Here is a 14,634-nt window from a genome sequence, read left to right on the forward strand (position 1 = left end):
GCCTATCCTTCCAGGGACTTCATGCGGTCCAGCACCGATTCCGCTGTCGGATCACGCAATTCGTCGACGATGCGCCCGTCGGCGAGGAAGATCACGCGGTCGGCGTAGGAGGCGGCATGCGGTTCGTGCGTCACGATCACGACCGTCTGGCCGAATTCGTCGACCGCCGCCCGCAGAATCGACAGCACCTCACCGGAGGATCGCGAATCGAGGTTGCCGGTCGGCTCGTCGCCGAAGATGATGTCGGGCCGGCCGACCAGCGCCCGGGCACACGCGACGCGCTGCTGCTGCCCGCCCGACAGCTCACTCGGCCGGTGGTCGAGGCGATCCCCCAGACCGAGACGCCCGATCACGGTGTCCAGCCACTCCTGATCGGGTTTGCGGCCCGCGATATCCAGCGGCAGGGTGATGTTCTCGAGCGCGGTCAGCGTCGGCACCAGGTTGAACGCCTGGAAGACGAAGCCGATGCGATCGCGGCGCAGGCGCGTCATCTGTTTGTCGGACAGACCGGTCAGCGCCGTGTCGCCGATGTGCACCGTGCCGGAGGTGGCGCTGTCCAGCCCGGCCAGGCAGTGCATCAACGTCGATTTTCCGGAGCCGGACGGGCCCATGATCGCGGTGAACTCCCGCTGGGCGAAATCGGCCGAAACCCCGTCGAGGGCGCGGACCTGGGTGTCTCCGGATCCGTACAGTTTCATCAGGTCGGTGGCGCGGGCCGCGAGCGTGGTCGCCGCGGCGGGTTCGGTGCCCAGGGCATCGGCAGTCATGGTCTCCAGTCTGGCCAAACCGGCGTGCGGGCGCCATCAGGATTTCCCCCCAATACCTGGGGCGCATCGACCCCGAGCACCTGCGGGACCGCAACGCCGGGCGTGGACGCACCTATCCTCGTGCGCATGGCTGCGCTCACCCCGGTCCTGCTGATGCTCGTCGGTGGGATCGCGCTGGCGCAGCACGGCATACTGCGCGCGACGGCGGCCGTCCGGCTGCTCGTACCGGCCGCGGCACTCGGCGGCGCCGCGCAACTCACCCACGACGTGGTCGACGGCGGCGGCCTCACCCGCATCGACGAACCCATCACCGAGTGGGTGGTCGACCATCGCATCAGCTGGTTGAATCCGGCGATCAGCACCTTCACCGATGCCGGCGGCGTCGCCGCGATGACGACCCTGACCATCGTGGCCTGCGCCTGGTTCGGCGTGCGGCGGCAGTGGGCGCGACTGCTGGCAACGGCGGCGGTGGGTATCGGGGTGGCGGTGATCGGTTCGGTGATGAAATCCGCGATCGGCCGGCATCGGCCGCCCGCGATCGATCAGCTGGTCACCGAGACCAGTCCGTCGTTCCCGTCCGGTCACACCCTGGGTAGCACCGCGGTCGTCGGGGTGCTCGCCGCCATGGTCGTGCTCTCGCCGCGCGGCCCGGTGGCCCGCGGCGCGGCGGTCGTGGTCGCGGCACTGTTCGCGGTGGCGATCGGCCTGACCAGGATTTATCTCGGCGTGCACTGGACCACCGATGTACTGGCCGGTTGGTCGATCGGGCTGGTCTGGCTCGCGCTGTGCCTCGGCCCCTACCTGTGGTGGCGGGCGCGGGTCAGTTCGAGAGCGCGGCCAGCAGCACCAGAACCACGAGCAGCAGCACCACCGCGCCGACGATGATGCCGATGATGAGCCCGGTATTCGACGTGTTCTGCGCCGGCACCGGTCGCATCGGCTGCATCGGCGGCCGCTGTCCGTAGGGCTGGCTGTACTGGTTGTACTGGCCGGACGCGCCGTAGGGTTGCGGCTGATTCACCGGTCGCGCGGCGGTGGCCGGATACGGCTGCGGCACGGCGCCATGCGGCGGCATCGGTTGCGGCCGGGCGTGTGGCACCGACGGACCGGTCGCCGGCCGATGCACGACCGGCTGCCCCGGCCCGGTGCCCGGCCGGCCCGTCGTCGGCATGGGCGGGCCGGTGTAGGGGCGGCCGACCGTCGGCATCCGCGGCGCACTGGCCGGCGACACCGCCTGACGGGCGGCGGCGGCGAATTCCGCACAGCTGCCGAATCGGTCGCTCGCGCGCTTCTGCATGGCCTTCAGCAGGACGGCGTCGAGGCCCGCGGGGAGGCCGGGTCGCACACTGCTCAGCGCCGGCGGCGGTCCTTGCAGATGGCCGCGAATCACCGCCGCCGGATTCGGCGCGTTGAACGGACCCCGGCCGGTGAACAGCCAGAACAGGCTGCACGCCAGCGAGTACTGGTCCGAACTGCCGTCCAGCGGCGCACCGGTGAGCTGTTCGGGTGAGGCATAGGCCAGGGTCGCGGTGAAGGTTCCGGTCTGGGTGAGGTGACCGCCGTCGTCGCGCAGGCGGGCGATACCGAAGTCGGTGAGATACACCCGCTCGCCCTTGCCGCCGGTGGAGCGCGCGAGCAACATGTTGCCCGGCTTCACATCCCGGTGCATGACCCCGTTGCCGTGCGCGTAGTCCAGCGCCTCGGCCACTTCGGCGATGATCTGCACGGCCCGCTCGGGCGGCAGCTTCTTCGGATCCACACTGGCGGCATCGATCCCGTCGATGTACTGCATCGAGATCCACAGCTGACCATCCTCGAGGCCGCGATCGTAGACCGTGACGACCTTGGGATGATCGAGTTGCGCGACCAGATCGGCCTCACGTTCGAAGCGGGCCCGGATCTCCGGATCGGCGACCATTTCGCGGTTGAGCAGCTTCAGCGCGGTCATCCGTGGCAACCGCGGGTGTTTGGCCAGATAGACCTGTCCCATACCGCCGCGGCCCAACAGTCGTTCGATGACGTAGCCCGCGAACACATCACCGTTGGCCAGCATGCCCCGCTCCCACTTCCCGTGCCGGAATCACCGAAACCATAGCAGTCCCCCGGAACCGGCATTCTCGATCGACGGGGCCGCCGGCCCGCGCGAACACCGCGCTCCCGCCTGTCGCTGCGGGCTGTCGGTGCCTACCGATACGCTCTCTGCCATGCGTATTGGAGCACACGTCCGTCAAGACAGTGATCCGATCGGCTTCGGCGAGCGATTGGGTGCCGACGTCATCCAGATGTTCGTGGTGGATCCGCAGAGCTGGGACAAACCGCAGCCGCATCCGCGCACGGAGGAGATCAAATCCAGCCCCATCGACGTGGTGGTGCACTCCTCCTATCAGATCAACGTGGCCAGTACGAACAACAGGTTGCGCATGCCGTCGCGCAACGCGGTCGCGCAGCAGGCGCAGGCCGCAGCGGATCTGGGCGCGTTCGGCCTGGTCGTGCACGGCGGGCACGTACGCTCGGATGCCGAGATCGAGGCCGGAATCGTCAACTGGCGCAAGCTGTTCGAGCGCCAGCAGGACAAGGGTGGCTTCGCGGTGCCGATCCTCATCGAGAACACCGCCGGCGGCAATCACGCCATGGCCCGTCATTTCGATTCGATCGCCCGGCTGTGGGATGCGGTCGGCGACTTCGGCGCGGGCTTCTGCCTCGACACCTGTCACGCCTGGGCGGGTGGTGAGGAGTTGATCGGCGTGGTCGATCGGATTCGCGCGATCACCGGCCGTATCGATCTGGTGCATCTGAACTCCTCGCGCGACGACTTCAACTCCGGCGCCGACCGGCACGCCAACTTCGCCGAGGGCACCATCGATCCGCAGTTGCTCGCCGAGGTGTGCCGTACCGCCGATGCACCCGTGGTGCTGGAGACGCCGGCCGAAGGTGTCGCCGAGGACCTCGCCTACCTGCGCGAACACGTCGGCTGAGCGGAGCGGCGGCACCGCCTTTGTGATCGCGCTGACCGTAAACCTGGTCGCGTCCGGACCTCGATGGTGTGCTCGGAACATAGCAAGTTCCGAGCGAAAGGCCCTCCATGTCAAGCGATCACGCAGCAGAGTCCGTGTCCGTGGTGAAACTCGGAACCCACATCGGCGCACGCATCGACGGCGTCCGGCTCGGCGGGGATCTGGCTCCGGAGACGGTGGCGGCCATCCGCGCGGCGCTCAACGAGCACAAGGTGATCTTCTTCCGTGATCAGCACCATCTCACGGAGGACGGTCAGCACGAGTTCGCGCAGCTGCTCGGCAGCCCGACCACCCCGCATCCGACGGTCACGTCCAAGGGCGTGAAGAGCCTGGCGATCGATTCCCACCACGGCCGCGCCAACAGCTGGCACAGCGACGTCACCTTCGTCGACCGCATCCCGAAGGCCTCGATCCTGCGGGCGGTGACTCTGCCCAGCTACGGCGGCTCGACCACCTGGGCCTCGACCGTGGCGGCCTACGCCTCGCTGCCGGAACCGCTGAAGCGGCTGGTCGAGGAGCTGCGCGCGGTGCACACCAACAAGTACGACTACGCCGCGAGCCACGAGGAGCAGCCGGACCCCAACGCGCAGGCCTACCGCGAGGAATTCCAGTCGACCTACTACGAGACCGAACATCCGGTGGTCCGGGTGCACCCCGAGACCGGTGAGCGCGCGCTGCTGCTCGGACATTTCGTGAAGCAGTTCGTGGGTCTGTCCACCAACGAGTCACATGCTCTGTTCCGCCTGCTCCAGGATCGGGTGACCCGGCTCGAGCACACCACGCGGTGGAACTGGTCGCTCGGCGACGTGGCGATCTGGGACAACCGTGCCACTCAGCATTACGCGATCGACGACTACGACGGCGCCGAGCACCGCAAGCTGACCCGCATCACGCTGGCCGGAGACATCCCGGTGGGCGTGGACGGCCGGACCAGCCTCAGCATCGCCGGTAACGCCGACCACTATTCGATCATCGAGAACCTGGCCGAGGCGGCCTGATCCCCAGGCGCCGCCGGTGGTTGAATCGGTACATGGAGATTCGACCGCTGGCCGGCGTTCGGGTGCTGGAATTGGGCAACTACATCGCGGCGCCGACCGCGGGGCGCATTCTCGGCGACTTCGGCGCCGAGGTGATCAAGGTCGAGCGCCCGAAAACCGGTGACGAGCTGCGCAATTGGCGGCTCTACGGCGGCGACACCTCGATGCTGTATCGCACGGTGAACCGCAACAAGAAGTCCATCACCCTGGATCTGCGCACCGAGGCGGGACGGGCGATCGTGCTGGATCTGATCCGGCACTGCGATGTGCTGCTGGAGAATTTCCGGCCCGGGATGCTGGAGAAGTGGGGACTGGGACCGGAGGCGCTCGACGAGGCCAATCCCGACCTGGTGATCACCCGCATCTCCGCCTACGGGCAGACCGGACCGCTGTCGCAGCGGCCGGGTTTCGCCGCGGTCGCCGAGGCGGTCGGCGGGCTGCGCGAACTGGTCGGTGATCCGGATCGGCCGCCGGTGCGGGTGGGCGTCTCGATCGGCGATTCCATCGCGGGGATCTACGCCGCCTTCGGCACGGTGCTGGCGTTGTTCCAGCGCAAGGGATCCGAGGAGCGAATTCCGTTGCCGCAGCGCATCGTCGATGTCGCGCTGAACGAGTCGATCCTCTCCGTGATGGAGTCGCTGGTTCCGGACTACGAGGCCTACGGCATCAACCGGCAGCGCGTCGGCGGGCGGATGGAAGGGATCGCGCCGAGCAACGCCTACCCATGCGCCGACGGCACCAGCATCATCATCGGCGGTAACGGCGACGCGATCTTCCGCCGCTATATGCAGGTGATCGAGCGCCCCGACCTCGCCGAGGATCCGGAATTGCAGGACAACGCCGGCCGCTGGCGCCACCGCGACCGGCTCGACGCCGCGATCGGCGAATGGAGTGTGCGCCACACCCGCGACGAGGCGCTGGCGATCCTCGAGCAGGCGGCCATTCCGTGCGGCCCCATCTACACCGCCGCGGACATCGTCGCCGACGAACAGTATCGGGCGCGCAACATGATTCAGCACTTCCCGGTCGATGTCGGCGCCGGCGAACCGAAACAGGTCGCCTTCACCGGCATCGTCCCGGTGATCGGCGACCGTTCGCTGCCGATCCGAGCGGTGGGCCCCGATCTGGGCGAACACACCCGCGAGGTCCTCTCGGAACTGCTGGGCATGTCGGACGCCGACATCGACGGCTTGGAGGCGGGATGAGCGACAATCGCGCAGCGGCTCATCCTGCCGACCGGGTGCGGGTGTCCCGCATGAACACCGCAGGCGGGATGAGCGACAATCGCGCAGCGGCTCATCCTGCCGACCGGGTGCGGGTGTCCCGCATGACATAGGAGGCGGGATGAGCGAACCTGTTACCACCACCGCGGGCGCGTTGCGGGATGTGACCCTGCGGGACGGACTTCAGTTGACCGGCAAGGTGTTGCCGACCGAGCACAAGGTGGAGATCGCCCGCACCCTGCTCGCCCTGGGCGTGCCGGAACTCGAGATCGGTTCGATGGCACGCCCCGATCTGGTCCCGCCGATGGCGAACACGATGGAGGTCGTGGCCGCGCTGACACCCGAAGAGCTGCAACGCTGCTGGGTGTGGGTGGCCACGCCGCGCCAGGTCGCGCGTGCCGCCGAGGCGGGAGTGCGGAAGTTCCAGTACTGCCTGTCGGTGTCGGATGCGCACAACAAGGCCAATATCGGCCGCACGACCGAGGACAGCGTCGCCGCGATGCCCGAGGCGATCCGGCTGTCCGAGGAGGTCGGCGGGTCGATCCAGCTCTGTCTGGCAACGTCTTTCACCTGCCCGTTCGACGGGCCGGTGGATCCGGAGCGGGTCCTGGCGATCGCCGCCGACCCCCGCACCGACGGCGCCGCCGATATCGTGATCGCCGATACGCTCGGCCAGGCGTATCCGGCGCAGGTGCACGCCCTGATCGCCGCCGTGCGATCGGGAACTCCGCAGCGCCGCATCGTCTTTCACGGCCACGACACCTGGGGTATGGGCGTCGCCAACTCGCTGGCCGCACTGGCGGCGGGCGCCGACGCGGTGGATGGTTCCCTGGGTGGGCTGGGCGGCTGCCCCTTCGCGCCGGGCGCGAGCGGCAACACCGCCAGCGAGGACATCCTGTTCGCCACCCGCCCGGACTGGTTCACCCCGGCCGCGCTGGCGACCATGGTCGGCCTCACCGAACGGCTGCTGACCGATCTGGGCGAACCCAACCGCTCCCGCACCGCCGAGGGCGCTCGTTCCGAGGCCCGCGCCTTCGAATGGGTTGTGCCACGGCAGGTTTAGGCGTGCCGGGCCCTATCTGCCGCTCGGGTCGTCCAGACCCATGCGCGCGGTGATGCCGTCGAGCAGGCAGCGGAGGGTCCACGCCACGGGGTCGGCGGGCCCGGCGCCGGTGCGGCCGTGGAACCACCGTGTGAAGGCGGGATGGCGGCCGTCCGCGATCAGGGGTTCCACCAGGGGCTTCGCCGCCTCGGCGAGCTGCTGGTCGGTGGCGAGTCCGACGCGAGCGCGCATGCGCCGTTCCTCGGCCACCTGCAGCGCGGCGCCGAACAGATGGCCGTCCACCGCACCGGTCAGCAGCGAGAGGTCGTCGGCGGACAGGCCGAGCGGTTCGAGCATCGCGAAGCGGAAGTCGAAGTAGCGCAGCGCGTTCGGGCCCAGCGGAGGGCGGGTGTGGACCAGTTCGCCGAACCAGAGGTGGCGCTGGATGATGGTCCAGGTATCCAGCGCGAGACGTTCCAGCTCACCACGCCAGTCCGGATGCGCCGCCGTGTCCGGGGCGGAGGTGTCGGCGAGCGGTATCTCACCGTAGACGGCGTCGATCATCAGATCGACCAGCCCGTCCTTGCTGCCCACGTAGCGATACAGCGACATCGGCGTGGACGCGCCGACGGCCTGGGCCACCCGGCGCATCGTCAGCGCCCGTGCGCCTTCGGCATCGGCGATCGTCATCGCCGCGCGCAGAATCCCGGCGCGGCTCAGATTCGTCGTCGGCCGGCCGGGTGGTTCCGGCAAGGACCAGATGAGCGGTCCCGGCACGTCCTCGGTCACCGTGCACACCTCCTTGCCGGAATTCAACCATCCGTGTACAACGTACATGTGATGTACAACGTACACGTCGATCCCGTCCTGATCGTGGGCGGTGGTCTGACCGGCCTGACCGCCGCCTTGTTCCTGCGGCATCAGGGCGTACCGTCGGTGCTTGTCGAGCGCCGGCCCACCACCTCGGCCCAGCCGAAAGCCCGGCGGATCAACATCCGCACGATGGAGCTGTTCCGGCAGATCGGAATCGCCGCGGCCGTCGAGGACGCCGCACGCGGACTCTCGGCACATCAGGCGATGGCAGCGGGGCCGACGCTGGCCCGGGCCGAGCGGTTGCCGTTCACCTTCCCGGGCGGGCTGCCGGACTGGGATGCGATCACGCCCGCGGCAGCGTGTCTGTGCGCGCAGGATCTGCTGGAGCCCACCCTGCGTGGCCTGGCGGAGGCGCGCGGCTGCGATATCCGCTTCGGTGTCGAATGCGTCGACGTCACCGAGGACGCCGTGGGTCTCACCGCGACCCTGCGCACGGGCCCGGATCGCGTCGACACTGTGCGGGCGTCGTACCTCATCGCCGCCGACGGTGCGCACAGCCCGATTCGCGAGCGACTGACTATCGGCCGCCACGGCCGCGGCACCCTCGGCCGCGCGGTGAACGTGTACTTCCGCGCGGATCTGACGGAGTTGGTGCGGGACCGTGAATTCAACCTGTGCCAGATCGAGAACGCCCGCATCCCCGGCGCTTTCGCCTCGGTGGACGGCTCACACCGATGGATCTTCACCAGTTCGGCGGAGGTCGACCGCCCCGCCGACGGGTGGCCGGAACTGCTGCGGGAAGCCATCGGGGTCCCCGATATCGATGTGGAGGTGCTTAGCGTATTGCCCTGGGAGCCGGGCATGTTCATCGCCGACACGTTCCGGTCGGGCCGGGTGTTCCTGGCCGGCGACGCGGCACACGTGATGCCGCCGTACGCGGCCGCGGGTGCCAATACCGGCATCCAGGACGGCCACAATCTGGCGTGGAAACTGGCGCTGGTGCTGCGCGGCGCGGCGCCGGCGCAGTTGCTCGACAGCTACGACCGCGAGCGCCGCCCCATCGGCCGGTACATCGCCGACCAATCCAGTATCCGAACCGCGAACCTGCGCACCATGACTCGCGAATCCACCGACGGCACACCGCTCGCCGACCCGATCGCCCTCGTCCTCGGCACTCGCTATCCCGCGGGCGCGCTCGTCGACGACGGCAGTGCGCACACCATGGACCATCTGGATCTCACCGGACAGCCCGGTACCCGGCTGCCCCACCGCTACCTCGCCGACGGCCGTTCCACCCTCGATCTGATCGGAACTACGTTCACACTGCTGGTCGGTCCGGATGCGCCGGACTGGACCCCCGGCGCGCTCCCCGCCGACATCGTGCGCATGGACCGGTCGTGGTGTGCCACGGTCGGTTCGACCACGACGGGTGCATTGCTGGTCCGCCCGGACCAGGTGATCGCGTGGCGAACCCCGGCCGCGCCGGAGGATTTCGCCGCCGCCTTCCGGTCGGTTTGGACCCGCATCATCCACGGCACCGACCACGCTCCCGATTCCGCCGCGGCCGCGATCCACCCGCACCCTTGACCTCGAGTTACGTTGAGCTCCTAGGTTGGCTGTAGCCGAAGCGACGACGACACAGGAGACAGCCATGACACACCGCCCCGCCCTCGATGATCCCGCGGCCCGCACCACGGCACAGCGGGTGGCCGCCGAATTCGCCGCGGAACTGCAACGCGCGGGCGAGGCCGGTGACGCCGATCTCTACGACCACTCCTTCGCCGCGGATGTGCTGTGGGGCAGCCCGTTCGGCGCCACCGTCGTCGGCTACGACCAGCTCAATCCGATTCACCACCGCCTGATGACCGGACAGGTGGCGCCGCCCTCGACTTTCGAGGTGGTCGCCGCGACCACGCCGGCGCCGGGGGTGGTGGTGGCCCAGATCCGCAGGCAGGCCGACGATCCCGGCGGTTTCTCCGAGACGGCCATGTACGTGCTGGTCGAGCGGGACGGGCGGTGGTGGCTCGCGGCCGCCCAGAACACCCCGTTCCAGCCGGAGAAGTCGCCCTTGCGGCGCACGGCGTAGCCGTCGTCAGTCGGCAGCGCCGAAGACGAACCTCGGGAAATCGGCGACCGGCCGGTAGCCGATCTCCTGATAGATCTTGTTGGAGGTCGGGTTGGCGAGGTCGGCGAACAGGCACACCTGGGAGTCGCTGTCGCGCAGCACTTTCGACACCTGCGCGGTGGCGGCGGCAGCGTATCCGCGGCGACGGAATTCGGGAGGCGTGTAGACCGGCCCGATCCGGGTCCAGCCGTATGCGCGGCGCTGATGGGCGACCACGCTGACCGGCACCCCCTCGTCCTCCCACAGCCACCACTGCCCGGCGGCGATCCGATCGGGCACCGCACGCGGATCGGGGCCGATATCCTCTTCGCGACGCATGCGCTCGGCCAGGTGAACGCACACCTCGATATCGGATTCGCCGGCGCGGCGGGCGAGGCCGGGCACGGCGGGGATGCGCAACTCCCCGAGTCGATAGAGCCGGGTCGTCCACTGCCGCCGAAAGGTGGTGCCGGACAGTCGTTGCCAGTGCATCGCGAATTCCGATGCGGAATGCGGCTCTCCCTCGACCGCGACGGTGGCCGGGTCACGTCCGAACAGCGCCGCGGCCAACTTCTCCAGTGCCGCAGCGGGAATGTCACCCAGGTAGGCGCCGTGCCCGGGGGTATTCATGGCGACGCCCAGCACCGCGTCGCCGTCGCAGACCATGGCGAAGACCGGTTCGATCGTCATCGCCCCGGCCGCGCGGGTGCGGACCATCGTCGCAATGACGGTGTGCCGCAGCGGCTCTCGAGCCAGGCAGTGCCCGGCGCGGGCATGAAGCTCGAACGGGTCCGTGGTCAGCTCGATCCGCATGCCGCCCAACGGTAGGCCCCTCGGAGCACGTCTCCCACCGATTTTTCACGACAGGGCGATTCTCAGGCCGATTGTTGCCCGTCGGCGCGAAGTTTCAGCAGAACCAGACCGGCCGTGCAGGCCAGAATCAGTCCGGCAACGGTGATTTCGACACGAAGGCCCGCGATGCCGAGCACCGCACCGACCAATCCGCCGAGGAAGATCAGCCATGCCGCGATGCGGGAGGTGATCGTCCAGGCGCTGCGTCCGGATTCGGCGGCAGCCGAATCACCTTGCGACACCGCGCGCGTGGGGGATGTCGAATAAGCTCCCATCACTACTCCTCGATGACGCCCACCGAGATTGTCGAAACGTCCGTTTCACCCGGTAAATAACACGCGTCGCACATGTAACTTCGCTCACACGGTACGTGCCCGTCACCGAATCTCCACGCGACACGTGCCCGCGACACGCTGAACGTAACTACTTCGTTATGTGAAGTATTGGCTTTTCACGTTACCGTCCGGTATTTTGCGGAGCGACCGGCGTGCCTGGCCCCGGGTGCGGCTCTCGGTTACTGTGAGGCCACTCGGAAACAGTTTGAGGGAGCACCACATCCATGGACGACAGGGCGAGCACGGGGGATCGCGCCGATGAGGAGACCCCGGGCCGCCTGAACATGAAGGTCGCGGGTCCCGCGATGGCCGCCGGTGCGGTATCGCTGGGTTTGGTGTTGATCGGGGCCTGCGGGATCGGCCACAAGGACGTCTACGTCGCCCCGCCGCCGCTCGCCGCGGATCTGCAGGTGGCCACCACCCCGATCACGCGCAGCGGCACCACCACCACCCCCGCGGTGATCATTCCGCCCTCCCCCACCTGGCGCGTCGCGGCGAATACGCCGGCCCGGCGCACCACCTCCGCGACGTCGACCAGCACCACGACCGAGGCCGACCCGAGCTACACGGCGTTCGCACCGCCCGCGCCGACCACCACCACACAGACTCCCGCCCCGACCACGGAGCCTTCCGCCGCCGAACCCTCCGCCGATTCCGAGTCCCCGACGACCACGCGGCCACATCACACGCCGCGCACGGTCGAGGAATCGGAACCGACGACCGATTCCTACCTCGCGCCGACCACCGGGGACGCCGGCAACTGATCGGCACATCGAAAAGGGTGGCGGCCGCGCTGGTTCGCGACGACCACCACCCTCACCGGTGACCCGGCGTGCGGATCAGAGTTCGACCAGGCCGTAGTCTCCGACCCGGTTGCTCAGCACACCCAGATGTTCGCGGCGGCCACCGAAGGTCTGGTCCACGGCGGTGAGCCGGGCGACGTAGTGGCTGACCGGATATTCGGTGGTGATACCGATTCCGCCGTGCATCTGCACCGCTTCCTGCCCGATGTGGCGGGCGCCGCGGCCGACCTGGAGGCGGGCCCGCGACAGCGCGATCGGATCGACCGTGCCCTCGGCCAGCGAGGCGGTCGCGTAGAAGCTCATGCTGCGAGCCAGTTCCATCGCGACGTACATATCGGCGGCGCGCTGAGTCAGGGTCTGGAACTTCGAGAGCGTGACCCCGAACTGCTTGCGCGTCTTCAGATATTCGGTGGTCAGCCGCAACGCCTCACCCATCGCGCCGATCGACTCCGCGCACAGGCTCGCCTGAGCCGTCGCGATGGCGGTGGCGACGGCCTCGGTGACATCGCCGGCCTCGGCCGCGCCGAGCAGTTCGGCCGGGGCCGAGGCGAATTCGATCTGCGCACCGCGGCGTTCGTCGAACGTGCGGTAGGCCGTGCGGGTCACCCCGTCGGCATCGGCGGCCACCAGGAACACCCGCAGCACACCGTCGGGCCCGAGCGCGGTGACGAGCAGCTCGTCGGCGCAATCACCGTGCGGCACCCGGCTTTTCACACCGGAGAGCCGGTAGCCGTCGCCGTCCGCGGTGGCCGTGGTCGCCACCGCGAGATCCGGCCAGCGCGAACCGGCCTCCTCGTGGGCGAAGGCCAGCAGCCGGGACCCGCCGGCCACCTCGGGCAGAATCCGCTGCCGCTGGTCTGCGGTGCCCAGGGAGGCGACGAGACCACCGGGCAGCAGGACCGCGTCCAGCAGCGGTTCCGGGGCGAGGCGGCGGCCGACCTCCTCCATGACGACCATCGTCTCCACGGGGCCCGCGCCGACTCCGCCGTCCTCCTCGCTGAAAGACAGTCCCAGGACACCCAATTCGGCCAGCTGCGCCCACACGTCGCGACTCCAGCCGAGTTCGGTGTCGAGCACCTTCAGCCGGCTCTCCGGGTCGTAGGCACGGGCCAGCAGATCACGCACCGTCTCACCCAGCATGACCTGTTCATCGGTCAATTCGAAATCCATGGCAGCGCCTCACAATCCGAGGATGGTGGAGGCGATGATGGTGCGCTGCACCTCGTTCGAGCCTCCGTAGATGCTGGTCTTGCGGTAGTTCAGATAGGTGGGTCCGGTGCGCTGCGCCCAGTCCGGCGCGGCGATGTCGTCGGCGCCGACCGGCACCGCGTCCGGGCCCGCCACGTCGAGCATCAGCTCGGTGGCCGCCTGCTGCAATTCGGTACCGCGCAACTTCAGCACCGACGACACCGGATTCGGTTTGCCCTCGGCGGAATTGGCCACCACCCGCAACAGCGTCAGTTCGAGCGCCAGCAGTTCGTTCTCCAACTCGGCGACACGGGCGGCGAAAACCGGATCCTCCAGCAGCGTGCCCGAACCCGTCGCGATCTGTGCCGCATGCTTTTTCGCGGTGGCGATCACGACCTTGGTGCGGCCGACGCCGGCAATACCCGTGCGTTCGTTGCCGAGCAGGAATTTCGCATACGTCCAGCCCGCGTTCTCCTCACCGACCAGCTGATCGGCGGGCACCCGCACGTTTTCGAAGAAGACCTCGTTGACCTCGTGCCGGCCGTCGATCAATTTGATCGGCCGCACGGTGACACCGGGCGATTTCATATCGAAGAGCAGCATGGAAATACCGGCCTGCTTCTTCGGCGCATTCGGATCGGTGCGCACCAGGCAGAAGATCCAGTCGGCGTACTGAGCCAGCGTGGTCCAGATCTTCTGGCCGTTGACGATGTAGGAATCACCGTCACGCACCGCGGTGGTGCGCAGCGAGGCGAGATCGGATCCGGCGTCGGGCTCGGAGAAGCCCTGGCACCACCAGATGTCGAGGGAGGCGGTCGGCGGCAGGAAGCGCTGCTTGAGTTCTTCGGAGCCGAACTGCGCGATGACCGGGCCGATCATGTTCGCATTGAAGGTCAGCGGCTCGGGCACGCAGGCCAGCTGCATCTCGTCTTCCCAGATGTGACGCTGCATCGGGGTCCAGTCCTGACCGCCCCACTCCACCGGCCACTTCGGCACCGCGATGCCCTTGGCGTGCAGGAGTTTGTGGGCGGTGACGATGTCCTCGCGGGAGAGTTCCCGGCCGTTTTCGACCTTGTCCCGGATCTCCGCCGGTATCTCGGTCCGAAAGAACGTGCGTAGTTCGTCCCGGAAGGCCACCTCGTCGGGTGACAGGGCAAGTTTCATGGGCATCTCCCACCATATTTCGTAGGTCCGAATCGAATCTACGCCTCGAATCGAACCGGTCGTCGACCGGATCATAAACGACGAATCGCGCACGATGCCGCGATCCCGAGCGGCCCGGTTCGACCGCCGGTGCGCCGGAACCTTTAGGTTGCGGCGAAATGGCCGTACCCTGCGCAATTCGCCGCATACGGATTAAGTTAATACTAATTCGCATGCATTCCGTCGAATTCCCCACGACGGGAAACACGCTCGGCGATCGGCGCCGCGTCATCGGCCGAGGGCCCCATTTTGC

At 68.3% G+C, this 14,634-nt stretch carries 15 protein-coding genes; 8 read left to right on the forward strand and 7 right to left on the reverse strand.

Annotated elements, in window-relative coordinates; translation table 11 throughout:
- Positions 1–2 precede the first annotated feature (2 nt).
- Positions 3–767, reverse strand: coding sequence for an ABC transporter ATP-binding protein (locus tag NA3_RS24050; protein WP_062965914.1), 765 nt, complete (start codon positions 765–767; stop codon positions 3–5).
- Between the two features lie 126 nt (positions 768–893).
- On the opposite strand from NA3_RS24050, the gene NA3_RS38785 reads away from it, so the two are divergent.
- Complete coding sequence (locus NA3_RS38785; protein WP_128145551.1) at positions 894–1,652, forward strand: phosphatase PAP2 family protein; 759 nt, start codon at positions 894–896, stop codon at positions 1,650–1,652.
- Here NA3_RS38785 and NA3_RS24060 read toward each other — a convergent pair.
- A complete protein-coding gene (locus NA3_RS24060) occupies positions 1,588–2,820 on the reverse strand; it encodes a serine/threonine-protein kinase (protein ID WP_084491821.1) in 1,233 nt (410 codons plus the stop codon). The genes NA3_RS38785 and NA3_RS24060 overlap by 65 nt on opposite strands.
- A 151-nt stretch (positions 2,821–2,971) precedes the next feature.
- On the opposite strand from NA3_RS24060, the gene NA3_RS24065 reads away from it, so the two are divergent.
- The 4 genes from NA3_RS24065 to NA3_RS24080 all read left to right on the forward strand — a co-directional run bounded on the left by NA3_RS24065 (position 2,972) and on the right by NA3_RS24080 (position 7,104).
- Entirely contained in the window at positions 2,972–3,742 is a 771-nt protein-coding gene (locus NA3_RS24065) for a deoxyribonuclease IV (RefSeq protein ID WP_062965916.1), read from the forward strand.
- Positions 3,743–3,849: 107 nt separating this feature from the next.
- A complete protein-coding gene (locus NA3_RS24070) occupies positions 3,850–4,779 on the forward strand; it encodes a TauD/TfdA dioxygenase family protein (protein ID WP_062965917.1) in 930 nt (309 codons plus the stop codon).
- A 32-nt stretch (positions 4,780–4,811) separates the two neighbouring features.
- Entirely contained in the window at positions 4,812–6,023 is a 1,212-nt protein-coding gene (locus NA3_RS24075) for a CaiB/BaiF CoA transferase family protein (RefSeq protein ID WP_062965918.1), read from the forward strand.
- A 139-nt stretch (positions 6,024–6,162) separates the two neighbouring features.
- Positions 6,163–7,104: a hydroxymethylglutaryl-CoA lyase-like TIM-barrel protein gene (locus tag NA3_RS24080; RefSeq protein WP_062965919.1), complete on the forward strand. Its 942-nt coding sequence runs from the start codon at positions 6,163–6,165 to the stop codon at positions 7,102–7,104.
- A gap of 12 nt (positions 7,105–7,116) precedes the next feature.
- Here the strand turns inward: NA3_RS24080 and NA3_RS24085 are convergent, their stop codons facing one another.
- Complete coding sequence (locus NA3_RS24085; protein WP_227995541.1) at positions 7,117–7,872, reverse strand: TetR/AcrR family transcriptional regulator; 756 nt, start codon at positions 7,870–7,872, stop codon at positions 7,117–7,119.
- Between the two features lie 51 nt (positions 7,873–7,923).
- Here NA3_RS24085 and NA3_RS24090 point away from each other — a divergent pair, with 51 nt between their 5' ends.
- Complete coding sequence (locus NA3_RS24090; RefSeq protein WP_063917732.1) at positions 7,924–9,483, forward strand: FAD-dependent monooxygenase; 1,560 nt, start codon at positions 7,924–7,926, stop codon at positions 9,481–9,483.
- 64 nt (positions 9,484–9,547) lie between these two features.
- Positions 9,548–9,982, forward strand: a complete 435-nt coding sequence (locus tag NA3_RS24095; protein ID WP_062965920.1) for an SgcJ/EcaC family oxidoreductase — start codon at positions 9,548–9,550, stop codon at positions 9,980–9,982.
- 6 nt (positions 9,983–9,988) lie between these two features.
- Here the strand turns inward: NA3_RS24095 and NA3_RS24100 are convergent, their stop codons facing one another.
- Together NA3_RS24100 and NA3_RS24105 are read right to left on the reverse strand one after the other, a co-directional pair.
- Entirely contained in the window at positions 9,989–10,813 is an 825-nt protein-coding gene (locus NA3_RS24100; RefSeq protein ID WP_063917734.1) for a GNAT family N-acetyltransferase, read from the reverse strand.
- A 62-nt stretch (positions 10,814–10,875) separates the two neighbouring features.
- Positions 10,876–11,127, reverse strand: a complete 252-nt coding sequence (locus tag NA3_RS24105) for a hypothetical protein (protein ID WP_128145552.1) — start codon at positions 11,125–11,127, stop codon at positions 10,876–10,878.
- A 284-nt stretch (positions 11,128–11,411) separates the two neighbouring features.
- On the opposite strand from NA3_RS24105, the gene NA3_RS24110 reads away from it, so the two are divergent.
- Positions 11,412–11,951 (forward strand): hypothetical protein, encoded by a 540-nt coding sequence (locus tag NA3_RS24110; RefSeq protein ID WP_062965922.1) that lies wholly within the window; start codon positions 11,412–11,414, stop codon positions 11,949–11,951.
- Between the two features lie 75 nt (positions 11,952–12,026).
- On the opposite strand, the gene NA3_RS24115 is transcribed toward NA3_RS24110, so the two are convergent.
- Together NA3_RS24115 and NA3_RS24120 are read right to left on the reverse strand one after the other, a co-directional pair.
- Positions 12,027–13,160 carry an acyl-CoA dehydrogenase family protein gene (locus tag NA3_RS24115; RefSeq protein ID WP_062965923.1) on the reverse strand — a complete coding sequence of 378 codons (1,134 nt, stop codon included), beginning with the start codon at positions 13,158–13,160 and terminating at the stop codon, positions 12,027–12,029.
- Positions 13,161–13,169: 9 nt separating this feature from the next.
- Positions 13,170–14,342 (reverse strand): acyl-CoA dehydrogenase family protein, encoded by a 1,173-nt coding sequence (locus tag NA3_RS24120; protein ID WP_062965924.1) that lies wholly within the window; start codon positions 14,340–14,342, stop codon positions 13,170–13,172.
- Between the last annotated feature and the right edge of the window lie 292 nt (positions 14,343–14,634).

The organism is Nocardia africana NBRC 100379 (assembly GCF_001612635.1).
Classification (GTDB): Bacteria; Actinomycetota; Actinomycetes; order Mycobacteriales; family Mycobacteriaceae; genus Nocardia; species Nocardia africana.

Excerpts from the sequence above, each read along its gene's own strand:
- NA3_RS24050 (WP_062965914.1), bottom strand. The coding sequence starts at position 767 with ATGACTGCCGATGCCCTGGGCACCGAACCCGCCGCGGCGACCACGCTC.
- NA3_RS38785 (WP_128145551.1), top strand. The coding sequence starts at position 894 with ATGGCTGCGCTCACCCCGGTCCTGCTGATGCTCGTCGGTGGGATCGCG.
- NA3_RS24060 (WP_084491821.1), bottom strand. The coding sequence starts at position 2,820 with ATGCTGGCCAACGGTGATGTGTTCGCGGGCTACGTCATCGAACGACTG.
- NA3_RS24065 (WP_062965916.1), top strand. The coding sequence starts at position 2,972 with ATGCGTATTGGAGCACACGTCCGTCAAGACAGTGATCCGATCGGCTTC.
- NA3_RS24070 (WP_062965917.1), top strand. The coding sequence starts at position 3,850 with ATGTCAAGCGATCACGCAGCAGAGTCCGTGTCCGTGGTGAAACTCGGA.
- NA3_RS24075 (WP_062965918.1), top strand. The coding sequence starts at position 4,812 with ATGGAGATTCGACCGCTGGCCGGCGTTCGGGTGCTGGAATTGGGCAAC.
- NA3_RS24080 (WP_062965919.1), top strand. The coding sequence starts at position 6,163 with ATGAGCGAACCTGTTACCACCACCGCGGGCGCGTTGCGGGATGTGACC.
- NA3_RS24090 (WP_063917732.1), top strand. The coding sequence starts at position 7,924 with ATGTACAACGTACACGTCGATCCCGTCCTGATCGTGGGCGGTGGTCTG.
- NA3_RS24095 (WP_062965920.1), top strand. The coding sequence starts at position 9,548 with ATGACACACCGCCCCGCCCTCGATGATCCCGCGGCCCGCACCACGGCA.
- NA3_RS24100 (WP_063917734.1), bottom strand. The coding sequence starts at position 10,813 with ATGCGGATCGAGCTGACCACGGACCCGTTCGAGCTTCATGCCCGCGCC.
- NA3_RS24105 (WP_128145552.1), bottom strand. The coding sequence starts at position 11,127 with ATGGGAGCTTATTCGACATCCCCCACGCGCGCGGTGTCGCAAGGTGAT.
- NA3_RS24110 (WP_062965922.1), top strand. The coding sequence starts at position 11,412 with ATGGACGACAGGGCGAGCACGGGGGATCGCGCCGATGAGGAGACCCCG.
- NA3_RS24115 (WP_062965923.1), bottom strand. The coding sequence starts at position 13,160 with ATGGATTTCGAATTGACCGATGAACAGGTCATGCTGGGTGAGACGGTG.
- NA3_RS24120 (WP_062965924.1), bottom strand. The coding sequence starts at position 14,342 with ATGAAACTTGCCCTGTCACCCGACGAGGTGGCCTTCCGGGACGAACTA.